This window comes from Kribbella sp. NPDC031520 (assembly GCF_055580825.1).
This window is the reverse complement of the sequence record NZ_JBVIKS010000004.1, coordinates 885195-905868: the sequence shown is the minus strand read 5'-3', so window position 1 is coordinate 905868 and position 20674 is coordinate 885195. Positions and strand designations below refer to the sequence as shown.

At 68.9% G+C, this 20674-nt stretch carries 24 protein-coding genes, 1 tRNA gene and 1 pseudogene; 13 read left to right on the top strand and 13 right to left on the bottom strand.

Going from position 1 to position 20674, the window contains the following annotated elements; all coding sequences use genetic code 11:
* Positions 1-62: 62 nt before the first annotated feature.
* Positions 63-1316 carry a vanadium-dependent haloperoxidase gene (locus ACZ5BU_RS25115; protein WP_465702646.1) on the top strand — a complete coding sequence of 418 codons (1254 nt, stop codon included), beginning with the start codon at positions 63-65 and terminating at the stop codon, positions 1314-1316.
* Here the strand turns inward: ACZ5BU_RS25115 and ACZ5BU_RS25110 are convergent.
* Positions 1303-2130: an undecaprenyl-diphosphate phosphatase gene (locus ACZ5BU_RS25110; protein WP_465702645.1), complete on the bottom strand. Its 828-nt coding sequence runs from the start codon at positions 2128-2130 to the stop codon at positions 1303-1305. The genes ACZ5BU_RS25115 and ACZ5BU_RS25110 overlap by 14 nt on opposite strands.
* Positions 2130-3182, bottom strand: coding sequence for an LLM class F420-dependent oxidoreductase (locus ACZ5BU_RS25105; RefSeq protein WP_465702643.1), 1053 nt, complete (start codon positions 3180-3182; stop codon positions 2130-2132). The genes ACZ5BU_RS25110 and ACZ5BU_RS25105 overlap by 1 nt, the downstream gene beginning before the upstream one ends.
* A gap of 51 nt (positions 3183-3233) precedes the next feature.
* On the opposite strand from ACZ5BU_RS25105, the gene ACZ5BU_RS25100 reads away from it, so the two are divergent.
* Positions 3234-4175: an aldo/keto reductase gene (locus tag ACZ5BU_RS25100; RefSeq protein ID WP_465702641.1), complete on the top strand. Its 942-nt coding sequence runs from the start codon at positions 3234-3236 to the stop codon at positions 4173-4175.
* 14 nt (positions 4176-4189) lie between these two features.
* Positions 4190-4375: a DUF5703 family protein gene (locus ACZ5BU_RS25095; protein WP_465702639.1), complete on the top strand. Its 186-nt coding sequence runs from the start codon at positions 4190-4192 to the stop codon at positions 4373-4375.
* Here the strand turns inward: ACZ5BU_RS25095 and ACZ5BU_RS25090 are convergent.
* Both ACZ5BU_RS25090 and ACZ5BU_RS25085 read right to left on the bottom strand, forming a co-directional pair.
* Positions 4350-5411, bottom strand: a complete 1062-nt coding sequence (locus ACZ5BU_RS25090; RefSeq protein WP_465702637.1) for a LuxR C-terminal-related transcriptional regulator — start codon at positions 5409-5411, stop codon at positions 4350-4352. The two genes, ACZ5BU_RS25095 and ACZ5BU_RS25090, sit on opposite strands and share 26 nt — an antisense overlap.
* A gap of 10 nt (positions 5412-5421) precedes the next feature.
* The gene (locus ACZ5BU_RS25085; RefSeq protein ID WP_465702635.1) at positions 5422-5844 is read right to left on the bottom strand and encodes an ester cyclase; all 423 of its coding nucleotides are present in this window, start codon (positions 5842-5844) and stop codon (positions 5422-5424) included.
* Positions 5845-5938: 94 nt separating this feature from the next.
* Here ACZ5BU_RS25085 and ACZ5BU_RS25080 point away from each other — a divergent pair, with 94 nt between their 5' ends.
* The 3 genes from ACZ5BU_RS25080 to ACZ5BU_RS25070 are packed head-to-tail and all read left to right on the top strand — an operon-like array spanning position 5939 to position 7972.
* Positions 5939-6397 (top strand): MarR family winged helix-turn-helix transcriptional regulator, encoded by a 459-nt coding sequence (locus ACZ5BU_RS25080; protein WP_465702633.1) that lies wholly within the window; start codon positions 5939-5941, stop codon positions 6395-6397.
* Positions 6394-7203, top strand: a complete 810-nt coding sequence (locus tag ACZ5BU_RS25075) for an ABC transporter ATP-binding protein (RefSeq protein ID WP_465702631.1) — start codon at positions 6394-6396, stop codon at positions 7201-7203. The genes ACZ5BU_RS25080 and ACZ5BU_RS25075 overlap by 4 nt, the downstream gene beginning before the upstream one ends.
* The gene (locus tag ACZ5BU_RS25070) at positions 7163-7972 is read left to right on the top strand and encodes an ABC transporter permease (RefSeq protein WP_465702629.1); all 810 of its coding nucleotides are present in this window, start codon (positions 7163-7165) and stop codon (positions 7970-7972) included. Before ACZ5BU_RS25075 ends, ACZ5BU_RS25070 begins: the two co-directional genes overlap by 41 nt.
* On the opposite strand, the gene ACZ5BU_RS25065 is transcribed toward ACZ5BU_RS25070, so the two are convergent.
* Together ACZ5BU_RS25065 and ACZ5BU_RS25060 are read right to left on the bottom strand one after the other, a co-directional pair.
* Positions 7969-8709, bottom strand: coding sequence for an N-acetyltransferase (locus tag ACZ5BU_RS25065; protein ID WP_465702627.1), 741 nt, complete (start codon positions 8707-8709; stop codon positions 7969-7971). The two genes, ACZ5BU_RS25070 and ACZ5BU_RS25065, sit on opposite strands and share 4 nt — an antisense overlap.
* A complete protein-coding gene (locus ACZ5BU_RS25060) occupies positions 8669-9874 on the bottom strand; it encodes an MFS transporter (protein WP_465702625.1) in 1206 nt (401 codons plus the stop codon). The genes ACZ5BU_RS25065 and ACZ5BU_RS25060 overlap by 41 nt, the downstream gene beginning before the upstream one ends.
* Positions 9875-9947: 73 nt before the next feature.
* On the opposite strand from ACZ5BU_RS25060, the gene ACZ5BU_RS25055 reads away from it, so the two are divergent.
* Entirely contained in the window at positions 9948-10808 is an 861-nt protein-coding gene (locus tag ACZ5BU_RS25055) for a LysR family transcriptional regulator (protein ID WP_465702623.1), read from the top strand.
* Positions 10809-10909: 101 nt separating this feature from the next.
* Positions 10910-11464 (top strand): lysoplasmalogenase, encoded by a 555-nt coding sequence (locus ACZ5BU_RS25050; protein ID WP_465702621.1) that lies wholly within the window; start codon positions 10910-10912, stop codon positions 11462-11464.
* Positions 11465-11486: 22 nt separating this feature from the next.
* Here ACZ5BU_RS25050 and ACZ5BU_RS25045 read toward each other — a convergent pair whose 3' ends face one another.
* Positions 11487-11921 (bottom strand): hypothetical protein, encoded by a 435-nt coding sequence (locus ACZ5BU_RS25045; RefSeq protein ID WP_465702619.1) that lies wholly within the window; start codon positions 11919-11921, stop codon positions 11487-11489.
* 121 nt (positions 11922-12042) lie between these two features.
* Here ACZ5BU_RS25045 and ACZ5BU_RS25040 point away from each other — a divergent pair, with 121 nt between their 5' ends.
* Positions 12043-14466, top strand: a complete 2424-nt coding sequence (locus ACZ5BU_RS25040) for a glycosyl hydrolase (RefSeq protein WP_465702617.1) — start codon at positions 12043-12045, stop codon at positions 14464-14466.
* A 5-nt stretch (positions 14467-14471) separates the two neighbouring features.
* Here ACZ5BU_RS25040 and ACZ5BU_RS25035 read toward each other — a convergent pair whose 3' ends face one another.
* Complete coding sequence (locus ACZ5BU_RS25035) at positions 14472-15797, bottom strand: M20/M25/M40 family metallo-hydrolase (RefSeq protein WP_465702615.1); 1326 nt, start codon at positions 15795-15797, stop codon at positions 14472-14474.
* Between the two features lie 71 nt (positions 15798-15868).
* Between ACZ5BU_RS25035 and ACZ5BU_RS25030 the strand changes: the two genes are divergently transcribed.
* Both ACZ5BU_RS25030 and ACZ5BU_RS25025 read left to right on the top strand, forming a co-directional pair.
* Entirely contained in the window at positions 15869-16081 is a 213-nt protein-coding gene (locus tag ACZ5BU_RS25030) for a hypothetical protein (protein ID WP_465702613.1), read from the top strand.
* 73 nt (positions 16082-16154) lie between these two features.
* Positions 16155-16328, top strand: a complete 174-nt coding sequence (locus ACZ5BU_RS25025) for a CsbD family protein (protein ID WP_465702611.1) — start codon at positions 16155-16157, stop codon at positions 16326-16328.
* 48 nt (positions 16329-16376) lie between these two features.
* Here ACZ5BU_RS25025 and ACZ5BU_RS25020 read toward each other — a convergent pair whose 3' ends face one another.
* Together ACZ5BU_RS25020 and ACZ5BU_RS25015 are read right to left on the bottom strand one after the other, a co-directional pair.
* Positions 16377-16865, bottom strand: coding sequence for a VOC family protein (locus ACZ5BU_RS25020; RefSeq protein WP_465702609.1), 489 nt, complete (start codon positions 16863-16865; stop codon positions 16377-16379).
* Positions 16866-16877: 12 nt separating this feature from the next.
* Positions 16878-17687: a maleylpyruvate isomerase family mycothiol-dependent enzyme gene (locus tag ACZ5BU_RS25015; protein ID WP_465702607.1), complete on the bottom strand. Its 810-nt coding sequence runs from the start codon at positions 17685-17687 to the stop codon at positions 16878-16880.
* Between the two features lie 153 nt (positions 17688-17840).
* Between ACZ5BU_RS25015 and ACZ5BU_RS25010 the strand changes: the two genes are divergently transcribed.
* Positions 17841-17929, top strand: a tRNA-Leu gene (locus tag ACZ5BU_RS25010).
* Positions 17930-18052: 123 nt separating this feature from the next.
* On the opposite strand, the gene istB is transcribed toward ACZ5BU_RS25010, so the two are convergent.
* Together istB and istA are read right to left on the bottom strand one after the other, a co-directional pair.
* Positions 18053-18862, bottom strand: a complete 810-nt coding sequence (gene istB / locus ACZ5BU_RS25005) for an IS21-like element helper ATPase IstB (protein ID WP_465702605.1) — start codon at positions 18860-18862, stop codon at positions 18053-18055.
* Positions 18862-20126 (bottom strand): annotated as a pseudogene (istA, locus tag ACZ5BU_RS25000) (IS21 family transposase). The gene istB and the pseudogene istA overlap by 1 nt, the downstream one beginning before the upstream one ends.
* Before the next feature lie 17 nt (positions 20127-20143).
* Between istA and ACZ5BU_RS24995 the strand changes: the two are divergent.
* Positions 20144-20443, top strand: a complete 300-nt coding sequence (locus ACZ5BU_RS24995) for a hypothetical protein (protein ID WP_465702603.1) — start codon at positions 20144-20146, stop codon at positions 20441-20443.
* A gap of 26 nt (positions 20444-20469) precedes the next feature.
* Here the strand turns inward: ACZ5BU_RS24995 and ACZ5BU_RS24990 are convergent, their stop codons facing one another.
* Complete coding sequence (locus ACZ5BU_RS24990; protein WP_465702602.1) at positions 20470-20634, bottom strand: hypothetical protein; 165 nt, start codon at positions 20632-20634, stop codon at positions 20470-20472.
* Positions 20635-20674 lie beyond the last annotated feature (40 nt).

Here is a 20674-nt window from a genome sequence, read left to right as displayed (position 1 = left end):
AAGCCACCTCGAAGCCACCTCGAAGCCACCTCGAAGCCACCTCGAACGACTGGAGCCTCGTCATGTCCAACTACCTTCCCGTTCTGGGCCGCCGCCGGGCGCTGACCGCGGCGCTGACAGCGGCCGCCCTCGGCGCGACCGCACTCACCGCGCACGCATCGGTGCCCAAGGCAACTACCCGGACCAACGTGATCGTGGAGTGGAACCGCACCCTGTTGTCGCTCGTACGGACCCCCGGCGCCCAACCCGCGACCGTACAGCCGACGCGCGACTTCGCGATCATGAGCAAGGCGGTGTACGAGGCGGTCAGCTCGTCCAGCCACGTCATCGGAGTACGGCGTACGTCCGAGCAGCGCGCCGCCGCCGCGCAGGCCGCGCACGACGTCCTGACCGCGATGTTCCCCGCCTCCGCGGACGGGCTCGACCGGCAACTCGCCGACGATCTCGCCGATATCCCGTCCCACCATGCGCGGGACGCGGGAGTGCGGGACGGCGCGCGGGCTGCCGCCGGCGTCCTCGCGGCCCGTGCGGGTGACGGCTCCGCCGCGACGCCACCGGAGTACGTGACCACCGGACGGCCGGGCGACTTCCGGCCGACCCCGCCCGGCTTCACCACACCGGTCTTCACGCACTGGGGCGCGGTCACCCCCTTCGTGCTGCGCAGCGCTGACCAGTTCCGGCCCGGTCCGCCACCCGCCCTGTCGAGCCGGGCGTACGCCACCGCGTTCAACGAGGTGAAGAGTCTGGGCAGGGACCACAGCAGTACCCGGACCGCCGAGCAGACCACGATCGGCACGTTCTGGTCGGCGCCGATCCAGAACTACTGGAACGAGATCGCCGACCAGGTCCTGCTCTCCCGGCGCAGCGGCACCGAGGCATCGGCCCGGACCCTCGCCCTGCTGGACCTCGCCCTCGCCGACTCCACGATCGCGCTGTACGACGCCAAGTACACGTACCGGCTCTGGCGGCCGATCACCGCGATCCGCCTCGCCGACACCGATCGGAATCGGCTGACCACGGCGGATCCGGCGTGGACACCGCTCGCCGCGACTCCCGCCGATCCGTCGTACCCGGGAGCGCACAGCGCCCTCAGCGCGGCCGCGGCCGAAGTACTGACGACGCTGTACGGCAACGTCGACTTCACCGTCACCTCACCGACGCTGCCCGGTGTGACCCGATCGTTCCGGACCTTCCACGACGCCGCTGTCGAGGCCGGGCTGAGCCGCATCTACGCCGGCGTCCACACCCGCGTCGACCATCGGGCAGGTTTCCTCCTCGGGACCCGCGTCGGGTCGTACGTCCTCAGGTGGCGGTGATCGTGCTGGTCGACAGCAGGATCAGCAGGACGATGCCGAGCAGTACGCGGTAGAACGCGAACAGCTCGATCGAGTGCTTGGCGACGAAGCGGAGCAGCCAGGCGATCGAGGCGTACGCGACGACGAAGCTGACGACGGTGCCCACGAGCAGCGGCACCGCGCCGACGGTGCCGCTGAGGGCGTCCTTCAACTCGTAGACCCCCGCTCCGGCCAGCGCCGGGATGCCGAACAGGAACGAGACCCTGGTCGCGGCGACCCGGTCGAGGCCGCGGAACAGGCCGGCCGAGATCGTCGCCCCGGACCGGGACACCCCCGGGATCAGCGCCAGGCACTGGACCAGGCCCATCACCAGCGAGTCCAGGAACGTGATCCGGGTCAGCGGCCGCGCCTTGCTGCTCAGGCGTTCGGCCGCGACCATCACGGCCGACCAGACGATCAGCGCGCCGGCCACCCACCACAGGCTGCGCAGCGGGCCGGAGATCAGGTCCTTGGCGAGGAAGCCGACGATGCCGATCGGCAGCGAGCCGACGATCACGTACCAGCCCATCCGGTAGTCGAACTCGTCGCGCCGCTCCGGCTTCGCGAGGCCGCTCACCCAGGCGCCGATGATCCGGACGATGTCCTTCCAGAAGTACAGGACGACCGCGATGATCGCGCCGACCTGGATCACCGCGGTGAACCCGGTGATCGACGGATCGTCGATCTTCAGCCCGAGCATCTTCGACACGATGGTCAGATGCCCGGTACTGGACACCGGCAGGAATTCGGTCAGGCCCTCGACGATGCCGAGGATGATGGAGTCCCAGATCGTCATCAGTGACCGACCCCGGACAGCTCCAGCGCCTCCGCGGCGGTCCGCAGGTCGGCGATCCGCTGCTCGAGCGTCGACGCGAACGGCGTCAGCGCGACGGTGGTCGCACCCGCCTCGGCGTACGCGGTGAGCTTCTCGGCGATCCGCTCCTTGCCGCCGAGCAGCGAGATCGAGTCGAGGAAGCCGAACGGTACGGCGGCCATCGCCTCGCGGTGCTTCTTGTCCAGGTACAGGTCCTGGATCTCCTTGGCCTCGTCGGCGTAGCCCATCCGGACCGCGAGCGCGTTGTAGAAGTTCTTCTCCCGGCTGCCCATGCCACCGACGTACAGGGCGGCGTACCCACGGATCGGGTCCGCGGCCGCCTGGATGTCCTCCCCGGTCATCAGCGGGGTGGTCACGACGACGTCGAAGCCGTCGAGGTCCTTCTCACGAACCGCGCGGCCCGTCCTGATGTGCGTCAACTGCTCTCCAAGGAAGCCGGGGTCGTTGAGGATCCCGAGCCAGCCGTCGGCGATCTCGCCGGCCAGCTCGAGGTTCTTCGGGCCGACCGCCGCCAGGTACACCGGTACGTGGTCGCGGATCGGCCGCACGGTCAGTTTGAGCGCCTTGCCCGGACCGTCGGGCAGCGGCAGCGTGAAGTACTTCCCCTCGTACGCGACCGTCTCACGCCGGAGGGCCGCGTTCACGATGTCAACGTACTCACGGGTCCTGAGCAGAGGCTGAGAGAACCGTACGCCGTGCCAGCCCTCCGAGACCTGCGGCCCGGACACGCCGAGACCGAGCCGGAACCGGCCGTTCGACAGCCGGTCGAGGGTGGCAGCGGTCATCGCGGTCATCGCCGGAGTCCGGGCCGGGATCTGGAAGACCGCCGCGCCGACGTCGATCGTGGTGGTCTGGGCGGCGATCCAGCTGAGCAGGGTCGCGGCGTCCGAGCCGTACGCCTCCGCGGCCCAGGTGACCGCGAAACCGAGTGCCTCGGCCTCCTTCACCAGCCTCAGGTGGTCCAGATGGTCGTCGCCGCCGTAGACGAAGCCGATGTTGAGTCCGAGTCGCATGACTGGCGAGCCTAGCGAGAGGTTGTCGGTGGCCCGCAATAGGCTCGGGGTATGCAACAGCGCTATCTCGGTCACAGTGGACTCGCGGTGAGCAGGCTCGGCCTGGGCACGATGTCGTGGGGCCGGGACACCGACGAGCACGAGGCGCGCGAGCAGCTGGCCGCGTTCGTGTCCGCCGGCGGCACGCTGATCGACACCGCCGCAGCGTACGGCGACGGTGACAGCGAGGAGCTGATCGGGTCGCTGCTCGGTGACGTGGTGGACCGCGACGACGTGGTGATTGCGACCAAGGCCGGCTTCAGCGTGCGCCGGGGCGAGCGGATCACCGACACCTCGCGGGGCGCGCTGCTCCGCGACCTGGACGGTTCACTGCGCCGGCTGAACACCGACTACATCGACCTCTGGCAGCTGCACACCTGGTCCGACGACGTACCGCTGGAGGAGACGCTGTCGGCGCTCGACCACGCGGTCAGCTCCGGCAAGGTGCGGTACGTCGGCATCTCGAACTACGCCGGCTGGAAGGCCGCCCGGGCCGTCACCTGGCAGCAGGCCTGGCCGGGCCGCGCGGTCCCGGTCGCCAACCAGGTGGAGTACTCGCTGCTCGCCCGGGACGCCGAGGTGGACGCGATCCGGGCCGCCGCCGGGCTCGGGATCGGCATCATCGCCTGGTCCCCGCTCGGCCGCGGCGTGCTGACCGGCAAGTACCGCACCGGGATCCCCGCGGACTCGCGCGCGGCGTCTCAGCATCTGTCCAGGTTCGTCGACCCCTATCTCGACGCCCGCTCATCGGGCATCGTGGAAGCGGTCGCGCGCGCCGCCGACGGGCTCGGCTGGACCCCGCTCGAGGTGGCACTCACCTGGGTGCGGGACCGGCCCGGCGTGTCGGCGGCGATCGTCGGGGCCCGGACTGCGCTGCAATTGAAGCCGGTGCTCGGTGTGGAGGAGCTCACATTGCCGCCCGCCATCGTCGCGGCTCTGGAGGACGTTTCCTGAAGTTGGAGGTGCGGATGGCCGAATACGAACTGCAGCAGTTCGAGGTGTCCAGGACGGAGTCGCGCGGCGCGGTGCGCAAACTGCTCACCGAACACGCCGAGTACGGCGGCTGGGAGCTCACCCGGCTGCGGCGTTATCCCGACGGTTCCCGCCGCGTGTGGTTGCGGCGCCGGATCATCCGGGTGATGCGGACCCTCTGAGCAGGACGCTCACCAGTTCGCGCCGGCTTCCCACGCCGACCTTGTCGAACGCCGCCCGTACGTGCTCCTGCACGGTGTGCGGTGAGAGGCAGAGCTGCTCGACGATCTGCCGGGTCGAGTAGCCGCGGAGCACCAGTTCGGTCACCCGCTGCTGGGCCGGCGTCAGTCCGTGCAGGTCGAGCAGCAACGAGCCGAGCTGAGCGGGCGTCACCGGCTCGATGACGACCACCGTCTGCCCGTTGCCGCCGAGCCTGGAGGCCTGCAACTGGAGCCACACACCGCGCCGTGTCCGCAGCTTCAGCCTCGTGGTTGTACCGTCGATCTGCGTCCGGGCGGCCACGGCCCGCACCGCAACCGGCAGGTCCACCGCCGGCCCCAGCTCGTCGAGCCAGGACACCGCTTCGGCATTCACCGACTCCAGCCGGAGACTCGCATCGAGCACGGCGACCCCAGGCCCGATCTGCGGCCCGCCGCCTGCCCCGGACCCCGGTTCGTCAGCCACAGTCCGCCCGGCGTCTGCCGGGCGTTCCCGCAGACCTCGGCGCAGGCCTTCACCGAGGTGCGGCGCGAGGCGCCGTACGAGCTGGATCTCCTGCTCGGCGAAGCCCGCTTCGGCGGTCTCCCGGTGCAGACAGAGGACGCCCCAGCAGCGTCCGTTCGACATCAGCGCCGCGCGCAGTTCGTCGCCGAGGCCGAGCGGCCGCATCAGTTCGACGTACCGCGGACTCGCCCGCCAGTCTCCGCGGGTGGCCTGCCCGAGCGACCGCACCGGCTCGGGCCCACCCGCGAGTACGGCGAACTTGTTCACGTCGTCCTGCCCGAACTCGTTCGCGATGAACTGCTCGGTGATCGCGCCGAGCGGTTCGTCGGCGACCGCCGAGGTGAAGAGCACGGTGCCTGGGTCGACCGTCGCGAAGAACGCCACGTCGACCGTCAGCAGCCGTCGCAGCCGGGTGAGCACGTCGGCCCGCAGTTGATCGGCGTCCAGCCCTGCGTAACAGTGCTGGATCAGCACGTCCAGGCGATCCGCCCCCATGGTTCGAATGCTACGCCGGTACGACGCCGAGTTGCCGGAGCAGACCGAGCTCGTCGAGCTGTCCCCAGCGCTCGACGATCAGGCCGTCGCGGAGGCGGAAGATGTTGATACCGGGCATCGTCACCGTCTTACCGGTGGGCGCGACGCCCATCACCTCGCCGCGGTGGGTGCCGCTCGCCGTGAACCGCTCGACGACCAGGTCGTCCTCGGCGATCAGCTCGTGCAGCTCGCTGTGCCAGTCCGGGAAAGCGGCCCGGATCACTGTGCCTGCGTGCCGGAAACCCTCGCGGTCCGGCGTGGCGCCGAATCCGGGTGGGTTGTGTGCGACGAAGTCCTCGGCCAGGTACGTGTCCACGGCTCCGAGGTCGCCTTTGCTGAACAGCTCGTCGATGAAGTCCTTGACGACGGCTTTGTTGCTCTCTGTTGTGCTCATGCCTCGATGCTCGGCTGCTCCCGCGCCGCGAACTACCCCGATTAGTTGGGGTTCTGCCGGCGCAATATCTCTGCGGCAGAGGTATTCTTCGGATATGAGTGAGGCGCTGACCGAAGATCTGCTGGCCGCGATCGGGCTGGTTCGCCGGCATCTGCGACGATCCGTCGGCCGGCCGTTCCCCGAGGGGGCGTTGACCGACTCGCAGGGCGAGCTGATCCGGACCGTCCGGCGCAATCCGGGCATCTCGGTCGCCGAGGCCGCGGCCGAGCTCGGGCTGGTCGCCAACACGGTCTCCACCCTGGTCGGCCAGCTGACCGAACGCGGTCTGCTGCAACGGACCCCCGACCAGACCGACCGCCGCGTCGCCCGGCTGACCCTGACCGACCCGGCCCGCGAACAGGTCGAGGCCTGGCGCGACCGCCGTACCGCTCTGGTCACCCGCGCGCTCGACGACCTCTCCCCCACGGACCGTGACGCGCTGCGGGCCGCGCTACCGGTACTCGCCGTCCTGGCGGAACGCCTCCATCCCGAAGAGCAGAAGGATCCCGTATGACTGCGGAGCCTGCTGTCGACGTGAGCGGGTTGAGTCACCGGTTCGGCGATCAGCTCGCGGTCGACAACTTCGACCTGACCGTCGACCCCGGTGAGTGTTTCGGGCTGCTCGGTCCGAACGGTGCCGGCAAGACGACCACCTTGCGCGTTCTCAACACGCTGTATCGGCCGCAGTCGGGTTCGGTTCGCGTGTTCGGGCTGGACGTGAAGGCCGATGCCATGGCGGTACGGCGGATGCTCGGGTACGTACCGCAGCAGCTGTCCATCGAGGGCGCGCTGTCCGGTCGGGAGAACGTGTCGTGGTTCGCGCGGCTGTTCGACGTACCGCGGCGGGAACGAGCCGCGCGGGTGGCCGAGGTACTGGAGCTCGTCGACCTGACCGACGCGGCCGACCGGCTCGCCTCGACGTACTCGGGCGGCATGGTGCGCCGGCTCGAGCTCGCGCAGGCGCTGGTGAACCGGCCCGCGCTGCTCGTCCTCGATGAGCCGACGGTCGGGCTCGACCCGGTCGCGCGAGACTCGGTCTGGGCGCGGGTGCAGGAGATGCAGGAGCGGTACGGGATGACCGTGCTGCTGACCACGCACTACATGGAAGAGGCCGACATCCTCTGCGACCGGGTCGCCCTGATGCACCTGGGGCAGCTACGGGCGGTGGGTACGCCGGCGGAGCTGAAGGCCGAGCTGCGACCCGACGCAAGCCTGGAGGACGTGTTCCGCCATTACACCGGCGAGAGCCTTGAGGCTTCCGCGAAGGGAGGTCTGCGCGATGTCCGTGGCACCCGTCGTACGGCCCAGCGTCTGGGGTGAGTCGCGACCGCTTCGGCTGATCTCGCGGATCGGCATATTCTGCCTGGTCGAGTTGCAGAAGCTGCGGCACGACCGGACCGAGCTGATTACGCGGGCGATCCAGCCGGTGTTGTGGCTGGTGATCTTCGGCCAGACGTTCAGCCGGATCCGGGCGATCCCGACCGGCAACGTGCCGTACCTCGACTACCTGGCGCCCGGGATCATCGCGCAGTCGGCGTTGTTCGTCGCGATCTTCTACGGCATCCAGATCATCTGGGAACGTGACGCAGGCATCCTCACCAAGCTCCTGGTCACCCCGTCGCCGCGGTCCGCCCTGGTCGCGGGCAAGGCGTTCGCGGCCGGAGTACGGACGATCGCGCAGGCCATCGTCGTACTGATCGTCGCCGCTTTGCTGGGCGTCAGCCTGACGTGGAACCCGCTGAAGCTGCTCGCGGTCCTGGTCGTGGTCGTCCTCGGCGCGGCGTTCTTCTCGTGCCTGTCGATGACGATCGCGGGCCTGGTCCTGCGCCGCGACCGCCTGATGGGCATCGGCCAAGCGATCACGATGCCGCTGTTCTTCGCGTCGAACGCGCTGTATCCCGTCTCGCTGATGCCGGGTTGGCTGCGCGCGGTCTCCCATGTCAACCCACTGACGTACGAGGTGAGCGCACTGCGCGGGCTCCTGATTGGCCAGCCGACGACGTACTGGCTCGACTTCACCGTCCTGATCGTGGCCGCCTTCGCCGGCATCTGCGCCGCCTCGGCGCTACTCGGGCGGCTCGCGCGTTAGAGGTCGTGCCTGACCCACACGTTCGGTTCCACGTAGACGGCATGGTTGTGCACGACGTCGACGTGGACCGGAACGAGCGCCTTCGGTACGACGACGGCGCCGGTGCGGTCGAACGGGAGGCCGGTCCACTCGCGCCACTCGTCGAGCGTGCCGGCGATCACCATCGAGCGCGGTGCGACCTGGACGATCTTGCCGCCGGCCTTCACGTGGACCCGGAGCCACGGGTCCTGAGGCAGCCCGTCGGGCCGGAGCTGGTCGACGTACTCCGTCATCGGCTGGTGGGCGTCCGTCTTCCCGTTCGGGCGGACCGGGGCGTAGAGCGCGGTGTGGCCCTTCGCCTGTACGGCCTGGCGCATCGCGGCGAGCATCTCGTGGGAGAGGCCGCGACCGAGGTGGGTCGGCCGGATCAGGATCTCCAGCGCGCTCGAGACGTTCGTCGTACGGCCGTTGCGCAGATCGTAGAAGCCCCAGTGCAGGACGCGGTCCCAGCCGCCGGTGGGAAGGTCGGTGCGGTTCTCGTCCGGGAACACGAACGGGATGCTGCGGCCGTGCGCGACCAGTTCACCGTCCTCGGTCGCGACCACGCACTGGTCCGGGAAGTGCACCGGGACCTGGCTCATGAACGCGTTCCCGATCGGGTCGTTGTGCATGAACTTCGGCCAGGCGTCGGAGAAGTCGTACATCCGCTCCAGGTACTCAGGCCGTTCGGCCAGCGTGGTGATCACGATCTCGGGCATGGGGTGCAGTCTGGCAGGCCAACAGCACCAGCAGCGACACGATTGCGGTGACGAGCCCGGCACCGATCAGGGTGTGTTCGGCGCCGAACGTGGCGATGATCGGACCGCCGGACAGCATGCCCGCGGAGCTGCCCGCGTTCACCACCACCGTCTGCCCCGATAGCAGTGCCCGCCGCTCGGCCCCGGACGACTCCCGCGTGATCAGCAACGAGATCGCCGCGATCCCGATCGCCACGGTCAGACCGGCGCCCGCGCCGAGCACCGCGATCGCCGATGGCGTGGTCCACAGTCCCATGCCGACGAAGCACAGGCCGCCGCCGGCCCACGCGATCGATGCCAACGGCACCGGCTTGGTCCGGCGGATGATCGCGAGCGACACCGCTGCTCCGAGCAGCGAGCCGATGCCGTACCCGGTCATGCCCGCGGCCAGGTACACCCCAGGACGCCCGCGCTGCTCGCCGATGATCGACAGGCCGAGCGTGAAAGCGAACCACATCACACAGCCCGTACCACGGACGATCCAGCCGTAGAACACATCAGAGCGGCCCTTGAGACTCGCGCGGATGGACGGGGTCGCGGACGCTTCAGGAGCACGCTCGGCCCGCACAGTGCAGGCGAGCAGCCCGGCTACGAGTACGGCGGCCGCTTCGATCCACAACAACCCGTTGGTGAGTCCGGTCGACACCGCGAACGCAGCCGTGGACGGACCGAGCAGCATCCCGACGCGCCGCAAGCCGTCCTGCCAGGTCAGCAGTACGACAGCCTTGCCCTCGCGCCAGCGGTCACCGGTATCGGCCAGGAGGGCGGATCGTCCTGGACTCGACAATGCGTCGCCGAAGCCGAGGAGCAATCCGCTCAGGACGAGTACTTCCGGTGTTAGCAGACCCAGCTCGGCAGATGCCGGCACGGCGGCGAGCGCGAGCGCGGAGATCGCCGCGACCACCGCCAGCCGCGGCCCCGAGTCCACCCATTGACGTGCCCTCCGCGCCCACCACGGCGACAGCAACATCGGTATGCCGGCGACGCCGCTCACCAGCCCGGTCGCGGCCACCGACCCGGTCTCCCGCAGGATCACCAGCGGCAGCGCGACCTGGGTGAACCGGAGCGCGAAGTCCGCCACTCCCCCGCCGGTCAGCAACGCGATCGCTTCGGTCCGGGCTCTCATGCCTTCGATTCTTGGCGAACCCGAACGCCCCGGGTACCCGGCGACCGTTGCGTGGTTGCCATAGGCTGAACCTATGGCCTCATTACCATCGGTCGAGGACCTGCGACTCGTACAGGCGATCAGCCGCACCGGCGCCGTCGCCACCGCCGCCCGCGAACTGCGCATCTCGCAGCCGTCGGCGTCGCAACGCCTGAGCAGGCTGGAACGGACGTGCGGTACCAAGCTCTTCGAACGCGACACCCGCGGCGCTCGCGCCACCCCCGCCGGCGCCGAGCTCAGCCGCCGTGCCGACCACATCCTGCGGCACCTCGAGGAGGTGTACGACGCGACCCGCGCGGCCGCGGCCGGTCAGCGCCTGATGATCGGCACGTTCGGCGGCCTCGCACCGATCCTGTTCCCGGTCCTGGACACCGCGCTCCCCGACGTCGACATCGAGCAGCAGATCGACCACGGCCACTTCCTGGTCGAGCGCGTCGCCGAAGGAACGATGGACGCCGCCTTCATCGCGATCGCCGAGCAGATGACGCTGCCCCGCGGCACCGTCGCGCGCCGGGTCGGCTACGACGACCTCGTACTGTTCGTACCGTCCGGGGCTCGCCCACCCGGCCGCGGCAGGGAGCCGCTGAAGCGCCGGCCGATCGTGTTCTCGACATACGACCGCGGGTTCGACGAGATCCACGCCCGGCTGGTCGCCCTCGGCGCCATCCCGCGCCGCGGGGTCAACCTCAGCACCACTGTCGCCATGGCTCGCCGCAGTTCGCACCTGGCCCTGGTCCCGCGCACCGCACTCGCCACCGAACTCCGCCCCGGCGAACACCTGACCGTGGCCCCGTTCCGCTACCGCCTGACCCTCTCCGTCGTCACGACCCCGACCCCACCCGAGCCCCTCATGTCCTACCTCCCCCACCTCCGCGCAACGTTGAACTTGTCGTGAACAAAGGCTCGTCGGGGGGCTTGATAGGGCAGACTCGGGGTGTGAACCTGGGGCGGTTGGCACGTGGGCAGCGGGTGCTGGCGGGGTTTTGGGGTGCGACGGTGGTGCAGGTTGCCGCGGTTGCCTTTGACGTCGGGATCCTGAAGCAGGCCAGCAAGGTGACGTTGATGCCGTTGCTGTGGCAGTGGTCCAGGACGCAGGACGCGCCGCCGCTGTTGCAGGCTGCGTTGCTCGCGTCGGCGGCGGGTGACCTGCTGCTGGAGACGGATCTGCAGTACGCCGGGATGGCGGCGTTCGCGGCGGCGCATGCGTGTTATCTCGCGGTGTTCCTGGCCGATCCGGCGCAGCGGTCGTGGCGCGTACTGGCGGCGTACTCGGCGCTGTCGGCGGCGTTGATCGCGGTCCTCTCCCCCGGCCTCGGTGGCCAGCGGGTACCGGTCGCGGTCTACGCGTTGTTGCTGACGGCAACCGCGGTGGCGTCGCGGTGGCACAACGCGCGCAGTGGGGCCGGCGGTGCGCTCTTCCTGGTGTCCGACGCGCTGATCGCGCTGCGGATGTCGGGCCGCGACTTTCCGGGGCGCGGCGCGCTGACGATGGCGACGTACGCCGCCGGGCAGTACTTGCTGGCGTCAGGGGTGACCAGATCTGACCGGTAGCTCGCTCGGGGCCGTGGCGTGATCAGCTCGGGGTGCCGGCCGAATCACGTGGGCGACGGTGTCCGTCGATGGCTGCCACCAGGATGGACACCAGCACTGCGGCGATGCCGATGGCGAACAGCACTTCCTCGTACGTCGACAGGGTCGAACCTGGCCGGCCACTGTGGCTGTGCAGCAGGACCGCTCCGCCCAGTGCGGCGAACAACGTGCCCAGCACCGGAACGGCGATGAAGCCGATCCGGGCACGCAGGTACCCGACGGTCAGGATGCCGATCGCGAACGCTGCCGGCACGGCAGGAACCATCGCCAGGCGATCGTCGTAGCCGACGAGGTGCGATCCCAGCCACCCGGCGGCGGCGATCGCGCACGCCGCGGCCGCCAGGACGACGACGGTACGCCACACGCTGCCGGCGATGGTGCGGCCCGGTCGAGTCCGGCGGTCGCTCTGCAGTGTCATCCGCTCAGTATGGGTGTCGGCGGGTGCGCCGAACCCGTGCAGCGAACTCGCGGGGAAACAACCTGACCGGTAGTGGTCATCCTCGTTGACGCCCGGCGCCCGCCGCTGTGGGGTTGACGGTATGGCGACCGTCGACGACGTCCGGCGACAGTTCCGGAACCCGCCGCCCGAGGGGCGGCCGATGATGCGCTGGTGGTGGTTCGGGCCGTCCATCGAGCGAGACGAGATCGACCGCGAGCTGAACGCGATGGCCGCCGCGGGACTCGGCGGGGCGGAGGTCGCGTTCGTGTACCCGATGGGGCCGGTGACAGCGCCGTTCGGTTCGCCGGAGTTCCTCGAGCTGGTCGGCCACGCGGCGCGGACCGCGAAGTCACTCGGGTTGCGGTTCGACGTGACGCTCGGGAGCGGGTGGTCGTACGGGGGTCCGCACATCGGGCCGGAGTTCGCGGCGCGGAAGCTGCACTGGGACCGGCGGGAGATCGGGGCGGCCGCGTACGACGTACCGATTGCTCCGGGCTGGCCCGGCGACGAGTTCGTGGCGGCGTACGTCGGCGACGGCAACGCGCCTTCGTCGTACGTCGAGGTACCGGTGAGCGACGGGGTGATCCACGTACCGGCGGGCGGGCAGCCGCGTGAGGTAGTGATCGCCATGTCGCGGGTGACCGGGCAGCAGGTCAAGCGGACCGCTGTCGGAGCTGAGGGGCACACCCTCGATCACTACTCGGAGGCGGCCACCCTCGAGCACATCCGCTGCGTGGCTGAGCCGTTGGTGAAGGCCGCCGGGCCGGAGCTGCTCGGGTCGGTCTTCTGCGACTCCCTCGAGGTGTACGGCGGGGACTGGACGCCGGCGATCTTCTCCGAGTTCCTCGAGCGGCGCGGGTACGACCTGCGACCGCGGCTCTACCAGTTGCTGGTGGACGTTCCGGGCGCGCGGGAGTTGCGGATCGACTTCGGGCGGACGTTGTCGGAGTTGTACGAGGACAACTTCCTGAAGGTGTTCCGGGAGTGGGCGGCCGGGTACGGCGTACCGTTCCGGATCCAGAGCTACGGCGAACCGCCGGCGACGATGAGCAGCTACCGGCACGCGGACATCTTCGAGGGCGAGGGCTGGGCCTGGAAGGGGATCCCGGAGACACGCTGGGCGTCGTCCGCGGCGAGCATCTACGGCCGGTCCGTGGTGTCGGCAGAAGTCTGGACGTGGGTCCATTCGCCGTCGTTCCGCGCGACACCGCTCGACCTGCAGGGTGAGGCCCACGAACACTTCCTCTCCGGCGTCAACCAGCTCATCGGCCACGGCTGGCCGTACTCACCCACCGACGGGCCCGGTCTCGGCTGGATCTTCTACGCGTCCGGAGCCCTGGACGACCGCAACCCTTGGTGGCCGACGGCAACCTCCTTGTTCAGGTCCCTCCACCGTCTGTCGTGGGTGTTGCAGCAAGGTATGCCGGTCCGCCCGGTCAAGATCTACATCCCGGCCTCGGACGCGTACGTCGCCGGCGGCCCCGAGCCGCTCAACTTGTACCGCGTCGTTCGGCGACTGATACCGGAGGAGATCCCGCGGACGATCCGCGAGGCCGGCCTCGACTTCGATCTGGTCGACGACGACGCGATCACGGTCCTGAAGCCGGCCGACGTCGGGCTGATCGTCGTACCGGACGGGACCACGGTCCCTGACGACACGCGCCGCTGGCTCGACGCGGTTCGCGCGGTGGGCGGTGTGGTCGTCACGGACCTCGCGGAGCTCGCCGGTCAGTTGCCGACCGCACCGTTCGCTCCGGTGACCGACGTCGGCGTCGTACGCCGGCGCCTCGACGACGGGGACTTCTACTTCGTGGCCAACACCGCCACCGAGGTCCGCACACTCACCTTCGCCCGGCCCATGGAGCGTTGGGATCCGCACTCGGCCGAGACCTCGGTCGGCCTCACGACGACGCTTCACCCCTATCAGTCGGCCGTCCTCGTCGGCCCCGTCGATGGTGAGGAGACGTCTTCCGGCGGCCGGTCCGTCGCCGCGCAGCCGGAGAGCTGGACGGTTGCTTTTGGCAACGACGTTCGACCCGTCGAGCTCCCGCACCGCTGGGAGGACGAGCCGGCGCTGGCGACGTACTCCGGGTCCGCCACCTACCGCACCGAGCTGGAGCTCACCGACACCACCGGCCGTATCGTCCTCGACCTCGGCCCGGGTGAACCTGTCGCGCCGGACAGCGAGCCGTACCTACCGGGCAACTCGTACCGTGCCCTCATCACCCCGCCGGTCGGTGTGGCCGCGGACGTCTACCTCAACGACACGCACTGCGGTTCGCTCTGGGCGCCGCCGTACGAGGTCGAGCTCACCGACGCCGCGCGACCGGGCAGCAACGAGCTGCGGATCGTCGTACACAACACCGCCGCCAATGCCCTGTCCGCCGACCAGCACCTGCTGGACACGGCGGCTGAAGTCACCAAGCAGTACGGCCGCCGCTTCGACCTGCAGCACATCGAGCATGCGGCCGACTACTTGAACTCCGGCCTGCTCGCCGTACCGCGAATCCTCCGCCAAACCTGAGACCGTCAGGCCTGAGACAGGAACCGATCCAGCACCCGCGACCCGAACTCCAGCGACGCCGTCGGCACCCGCTCGTCGATCCCGTGGAACATCCCCATGAAGTCCAGCTCCGGCGGCAGCTGCAACGGCACGAACCCGAAGCACCGTACGCCCAACCGGCTCCACGACTTGGCGTCCGTACCGCCCGACATCAGCAGCGGAGCGAACCGGGCCTGTGCGTCCTCGGCCTGTACGCACGCCTTCATCGCCTCGACGAGCCCGCCGCTGAACTCGGTCTCCAGCGCGATGTCCGTGACCACGGTCTCCCGCTGCACCTTGTCGCCGATCAGCTCGTCGATGGTCGCGTAGAACTCGTCCTCGTACCCGGGAAGGAAGCGCCCGTCGACATGCGCCTCGGCGTCGCCCGGGATCACGTTCACCTTGTAGCCGGCGTTCAGCATCGTCGGGTTCGCGGTGTTGCGGATCGTTGCCCCGAACATCCGGCTGAAGCTGCCGAGCTTGGCCAGCGTGGTCGTCATGTCGTCCGGGTCGAGCTCCGTACCGAGCACGTCCTCGAGCGTCTTCAGGAACTCGCGCACCGTCGGCGTGACCCGCAGCGGCCATTCGTGTGAGCCGATCCGGGTGACCGCCTCGACCAGGTTGGTGACCGCGTTGTCGGTGTTCACCATCGACCCGTGTCCCGCCGTACCGCGGGCCTTGAGCCGCATCCAGTTCATGCCCTTCTCGGCGGTCTCGATCAGGTACAGCCGCAGGTCGTCCTTGACCGTGATCGAGAACCCGCCGACCTCGCCGATCGCCTCGGTGCAGTCGGCGATCGTGTCCGGGTGGTTGTTGATCAGCCACTGCGCGCCGTACACACCGCCGGCCTCTTCGTCGGCCGTGAACACCAGCCGCACGGGCCGCCGCGGTTTCACCCCGGCCCGCTGGCGGGCCCGTACGACCGACAGCACCATCGCGTCGAAGTCCTTCATGTCGACCGCGCCACGGCCCCACACGCAGCCGTCGAAGATCTCTCCCGCGAACGGGTCGACCTTCCAGTCCTTCGGGTCGGCGGGTACGACGTCCAGGTGCCCGTGGACCAGCAGTGGGTCCGCATTCTGGTCCTCGCCGTCCCACTGCGCGACCAGCGTCGCGCGGCCCGGCTCGGACTCGTAGATCGTCGACTCGATCCCGACCTCGTCCAGCTTCGCTGCGACGTACTCGGCCGCGACCCGCTCGCCGTTGCTCTTGCCGTTGCCGTAGTTCGTGGTGTCGATCCGGATCAGCTCACCGCACAGCTCCACCACCTCGGCGTCAGGGCTGTACGACGGACGGTCGCTGGAGGTCGTCATGGGTCCCATCCTCCCCCATTTCGAATGACCGCCGCCGCACCGGGTATGTGGAGAGTGTGAAAGGTGATCGGGTGGAGATCGTGGTCGACACGGGCAACGGCGTGGCGACGTACGAGATCACGGCCACCAAGGCCGGCCGCCGCGTCGAGATCACCAGTTCCCGCAACCTCACCGAGGTCACCGAGGTCACCCGCTCCGGCACCCCGATCCGCACCGCCCGCTTCCTCACGGCCCGGGTGGTCGCACTCGTCGAACACCCAGCCGACGGTGCACGGCCACGCTGAGCACGCACGCATATAGGCCTTGCCCGCGGGTACCGCAGGTCCGACGGATCGCAGTACGAAGGGGTGATCGCGGATGAGTGCCGGAGACAAGGCGAAGCACGCTGCCAAGGCCGCCAAGGGCAAGGCCAAGGCGATGGTCGGCGACGCGACTGACAACCGGGACCTGCAGGCGGAAGGTCAGGCCGAGAAGAGCAAGGAAGACCTGAAGCAGGCCGGCGAGAAGGTCAAGGACGCGTTCAAGGACTGACGCGCGGACGGTCGGCTGCCGCTTCGTTCGGAGCGGCAGCCCAGGGGGTCAGAGGACCTTCAGCCCGTACATCTCCCCGAGCGGGTCCGCGATCAGCTCGATCCGGGCGCCGTCGGGGTCGCGGAAGTAGATCGACGTACCGCTCTCCTCCTGGAACTCCACGCCGTAGTCGGTCAGCCGCCCCTTCAGCTCCTCCCAGCGCGCCGGCTCCACCGAGATCGCCAGGTGGTGCAGCCCGCCGAGCACTTCGGCGTACGGCCCGAGGTCGAGCCCCGGGAAGTCGAAGAACGCGAGCAGGTTCCCGTTCCCGATGTCGAAGAAGAAGTGCGTGGACCCCTCGTAGTCCCGGTTCCCCACCATCTCGGTCAACGGAAACCCGAGCACCTCCTGGTAGAACCGCACCGTCCGCTCGACGTCCGCACACAGTAACGCTGTGTGATGAAGCCCACGCGCTGACGACTTCCCGCCGGGCTTCAGGTACGCCGTCCGGATCCGGTCCCGCTCGGCCTCGATGCCGGGCAGATCGATGTCGGTCATGCCGAGTCCCCCTCAGATCCGGAAGAACAGGTTCAGGTACCGGTCCGCGACAGCCCGGTCTCCACGGATCGTACCGGCGTTGCTGCGGCCGAACGCGGTCAGGACGAAGCTTCCCGGGTCGAACTCGATCACGGTCGGCAGGTCACCGACATCGCCCGCCGCGTAGTCCATGCCGTCCGGCCCGACGGTGACCCGGGTGTCGCCCGCGTTCGGTCCGCTGGTGATCCGGATCCCGAGCTCGCACGGGTCCTTCGCACCGGTCGTGTACTTCCACAGCACGAACATGAACGGTACGAGCAGATCGGCCGCCTCGCCCGACAGCCCGTGCGCCCGGCCGGTGCCCTGCCGGATGTCCCACGAGTGCACGCCGTAATCCATCAACTGGAACGCCGGGTAGAAGAACGCGGGCAGCGGCCCCATGTAGAAGTGCGGCACCGTGAACCCGGCCCAGTCGTCCGGCCCGAGCGCGTCGAACATCCCCATGATCTTGTCGAAGTCGGTCCGCAGCCGCTCGACGAGCTCGTCCTGCGGCACCCCGCGGAGCGCGAGCGCCTGCTTGTCCACCCGCTCGGCCATCCCCGGGAGCCCGTACGCCGCCGGCACCTCCGTGTGCGACCGCGCCGCGTCGAACGCCACGAAGTACGCCTCGGTCGTGTCGGTGAGATGCGCCACCACATCCCGCACTTCCCAGTGCCCGGCCCCGGTCGGCGCCTCCCACACGTCCGCCCCGTCCACCATCCCGAAGAACAGCTCCGCCTCGTCCCGAACGACCCGGAGCATCGTGTCCTTACCCTCGAACGTCATCCCGTTCCACGCGTCCACGGCGCCCTCACCTCCACCTGCGAGGCCGATGCTTCAATTTCAAACTACGCCCCCGACACGCGACCGTCACCACCCCAACGCCCCGATGTGAATTCCACCCTTGGAGTTTGCTACTGTTCTCCGGTCGGCACCGCACAAGCGGTCAGACCACTCGTCCGGGTGGCGGAATAGGCAGACGCGCTAGCTTGAGGTGCTAGTGCCCTTCGCGGGGCGTGGGGGTTCAAGTCCCCCCTCGGACACCAACGCTAAAGCCACGCAGAGCGGGGCTGATGGCGACTTCAGCCGATCTGGTCTCGTGGTGTCGGCAACGCTCGAAAATGAGGCCGATCCGACGCTCGAAAACGAGGCCACCGGTTCGTCGGTTTCTAGTTTGCCGTGTCTTGGGTTCTGATGCTGGGCAGGGTGTCGATGCCGCGGTTGCGTAGCCGGTAGCTGGCGCCTTTGAGGGTGAGGACGTCGGCGTGGTGGACGATGCGGTCGATCATCGCGGCGGCGACGGCTTGGTCGCCGAAGACGCCGCCCCAGCCTGAGAAGGGCAGGTTGCTGGTGAGGATCAGCGAGGCGTGTTCGTAGCGGGATGAGACGAGCTGGAAGAACAGGTTCGCGGCGTCTTGTTCGAAGGGCAGGTAGCCGACTTCGTCGACGATGATCAGCCCGTAGCGCCGCAATCTGGCCAGTTCGTGAGGGAGCTTGCCGGCGCGGTGGGCGTCGGTGAGCCGGGTGACCCAGTCGGTCGCGGTCGCGAACAGGACCCGGTGGCCGTGGTTGGCCGCAGCGATGCCCAGGCCGGTGGCCAGGTGGGTCTTGCCGGTGCCGGGCGGGCCGAGCAGTACGACGTTGCGAGCTTCGGTGAGGAACCCGCCGGATGCGAGGGCGGCGATCTGCTGGCGGACCGCGGGTTGGGCGTCCCAGTCGAACTCCTCGATCGTCTTGCGGGCAGCGAACCCGGCGGCCCGGATCCGCAGTTGAGCGCCGGAGGCGTTGCGGGCGGCGACCTCACGGTCGAGCACCGCGGCGAGATATTCCTCATGCGTCCAGCCGGTGTCACGGGCATGATCAGCCAGCCGGCCGGCTGCTTCGATGATCCGGGGTGCCTTCAACGCCGCGGCCAGATAGGCCAGTTGCTTGAGCGCATCGCTGGTGTCGTTCTTCGTCTTGCCTGTGCTGGTCGCCATCAGGCCACCTCCTCCCCGGTCAGGTCCCCGGTCAGGTCCCCGGTCAGGTCCCCGGTCAGGCCGCCGTCGATGAGCCCGAAGGCGCGGTCGTAATCAGTCAGGTCTCGCACCAGTCCCTCGAATGGATCGGGCGTGGGTCGGGGCCGCTGATATTGCTCACGCAGCACCTTCGCGGCCGCGACGTGGGTGGGGTCGGTGATCGTCATGCCACGTGCCCAGACCCGATCGTGGACGGCGACGAGCCGTCCCTCATGGCGCGCCTCGATCCGGGACAGATCCGCGTGAACGTCGACGAACCGGCCGATCACCGCCGGATCGACCGAGTAGTCCGAGGAGTCGACGCGGACGTAGTAGTCGCGTCCCAGCCGGATCCGGTTGACCCAGCCGAGTGCCGGCGCGACCGGCGGCAACGGCAGCATCGCAGCCCTGTCGGCGTCGAGCAGGTCGATCGGACGGGCCTTGATCGTGCGCACGGTCCGGGCATTCGCCTTCGTGAGCCACTCGGTGAACTGGGCGTTGAAGTCCGCCGGCGACGTGAACTCGCGGCCGGACATGAAGGAGGTCTCGAAGAACCCGTTGCGTCGCTCGACCACCCCCTTCGACTCGGGGTCGTAGGGCTTGAGCCGCTGCAGGGTCGTGGCAGGGTGCCCGCGAACGCACCCACTCCATCAGCGTGCCGCTTGCCGCGACCGATGCCGGACTCGTTGTCCCAGATCAACCGGCGCGGCACCCCGCCGAGCTCCCGCAGCAGCACCCACATCGCCAACAGCAGGTCTTGGGTGTGTCTGGTGGGGATCATCTTCGCGACCATGAAGCGTGAGTGCGCCGCGGTCATCACCATCACCGGCAGCAAGACCTTGGTGCCGTCCTCGAGCGGGATCTTCTTCGGCGGGAACCACAAGTCGCACTGCACCGCGTCACCCGGCAACCAGGTCAACCGATCCGACGGGTCGACCGGCCGATGGTCAGGCCGCAGCCGCCGGACATTGTCCCGAAACCACGTGATCGACCCGGTCCACCCAACCCGCTCGGCGATCACCGTGGCCGGCATGTCCGGCGTCGTCGCCAGCAGTTGACGCACCAACGGCTCGAACGGCGTGAACGCCGTCGGCACCGCCGCACGCTCGTACTTCGGCGGCCGATCCGATGCCAACGCCCGCGCCACCGTCGACCTGCCGATCCCCAGATCCCGCGCAACCTGACGCTGCGGAACACCGTCCGCGACCAGCCGCCGGATCTGAGCCCAATCCTCCACTGAGATCACCCATCCAATCTGTCTGGGTGGCCTCGTTTTCGACCGTCGCTATGGCCTGTTTTCAAGCGTCGTCGACAGGGGCGGCGGTCGGAACACTTGCCACCCTCATCGTCGCCTTGCGAGTACTGCGGCTTGAGCAGCTGGACCGCATGCGTCAGGACGTTCCATCGGTCCGATGCTGGGTTGAGCACTCCGCGGTCGTCAGAAGACGCCTCGATGATGATCCGCATTTTCGGATTGCTCCGTGGATTGAGCAAAGACGGATACGGATGAAGTACGCAGCGCCGGTGCTCGTCGTGCAGAACGGCTCCGACGTGGTCGTCTAAGCGTCGCGGTCTGTTCAGTGCGAGAGTCAGAATTCGTTCACGTTGCGAGCTACCGCGTGGAATCCATCCAGATCTTGCGGCCAGGAGAGACCGTTCGGTTGCCGCTCAAGGCCCTGGATGATGCCCGCCCGCGTGATCTCGACCCAGGTCTTCAGCAGGTCGTTGTTGCATTCACTGATGGCCGGCGTCATCGCTGTAGACGCGATGGCTCTGGCGGACTTCACATATTGC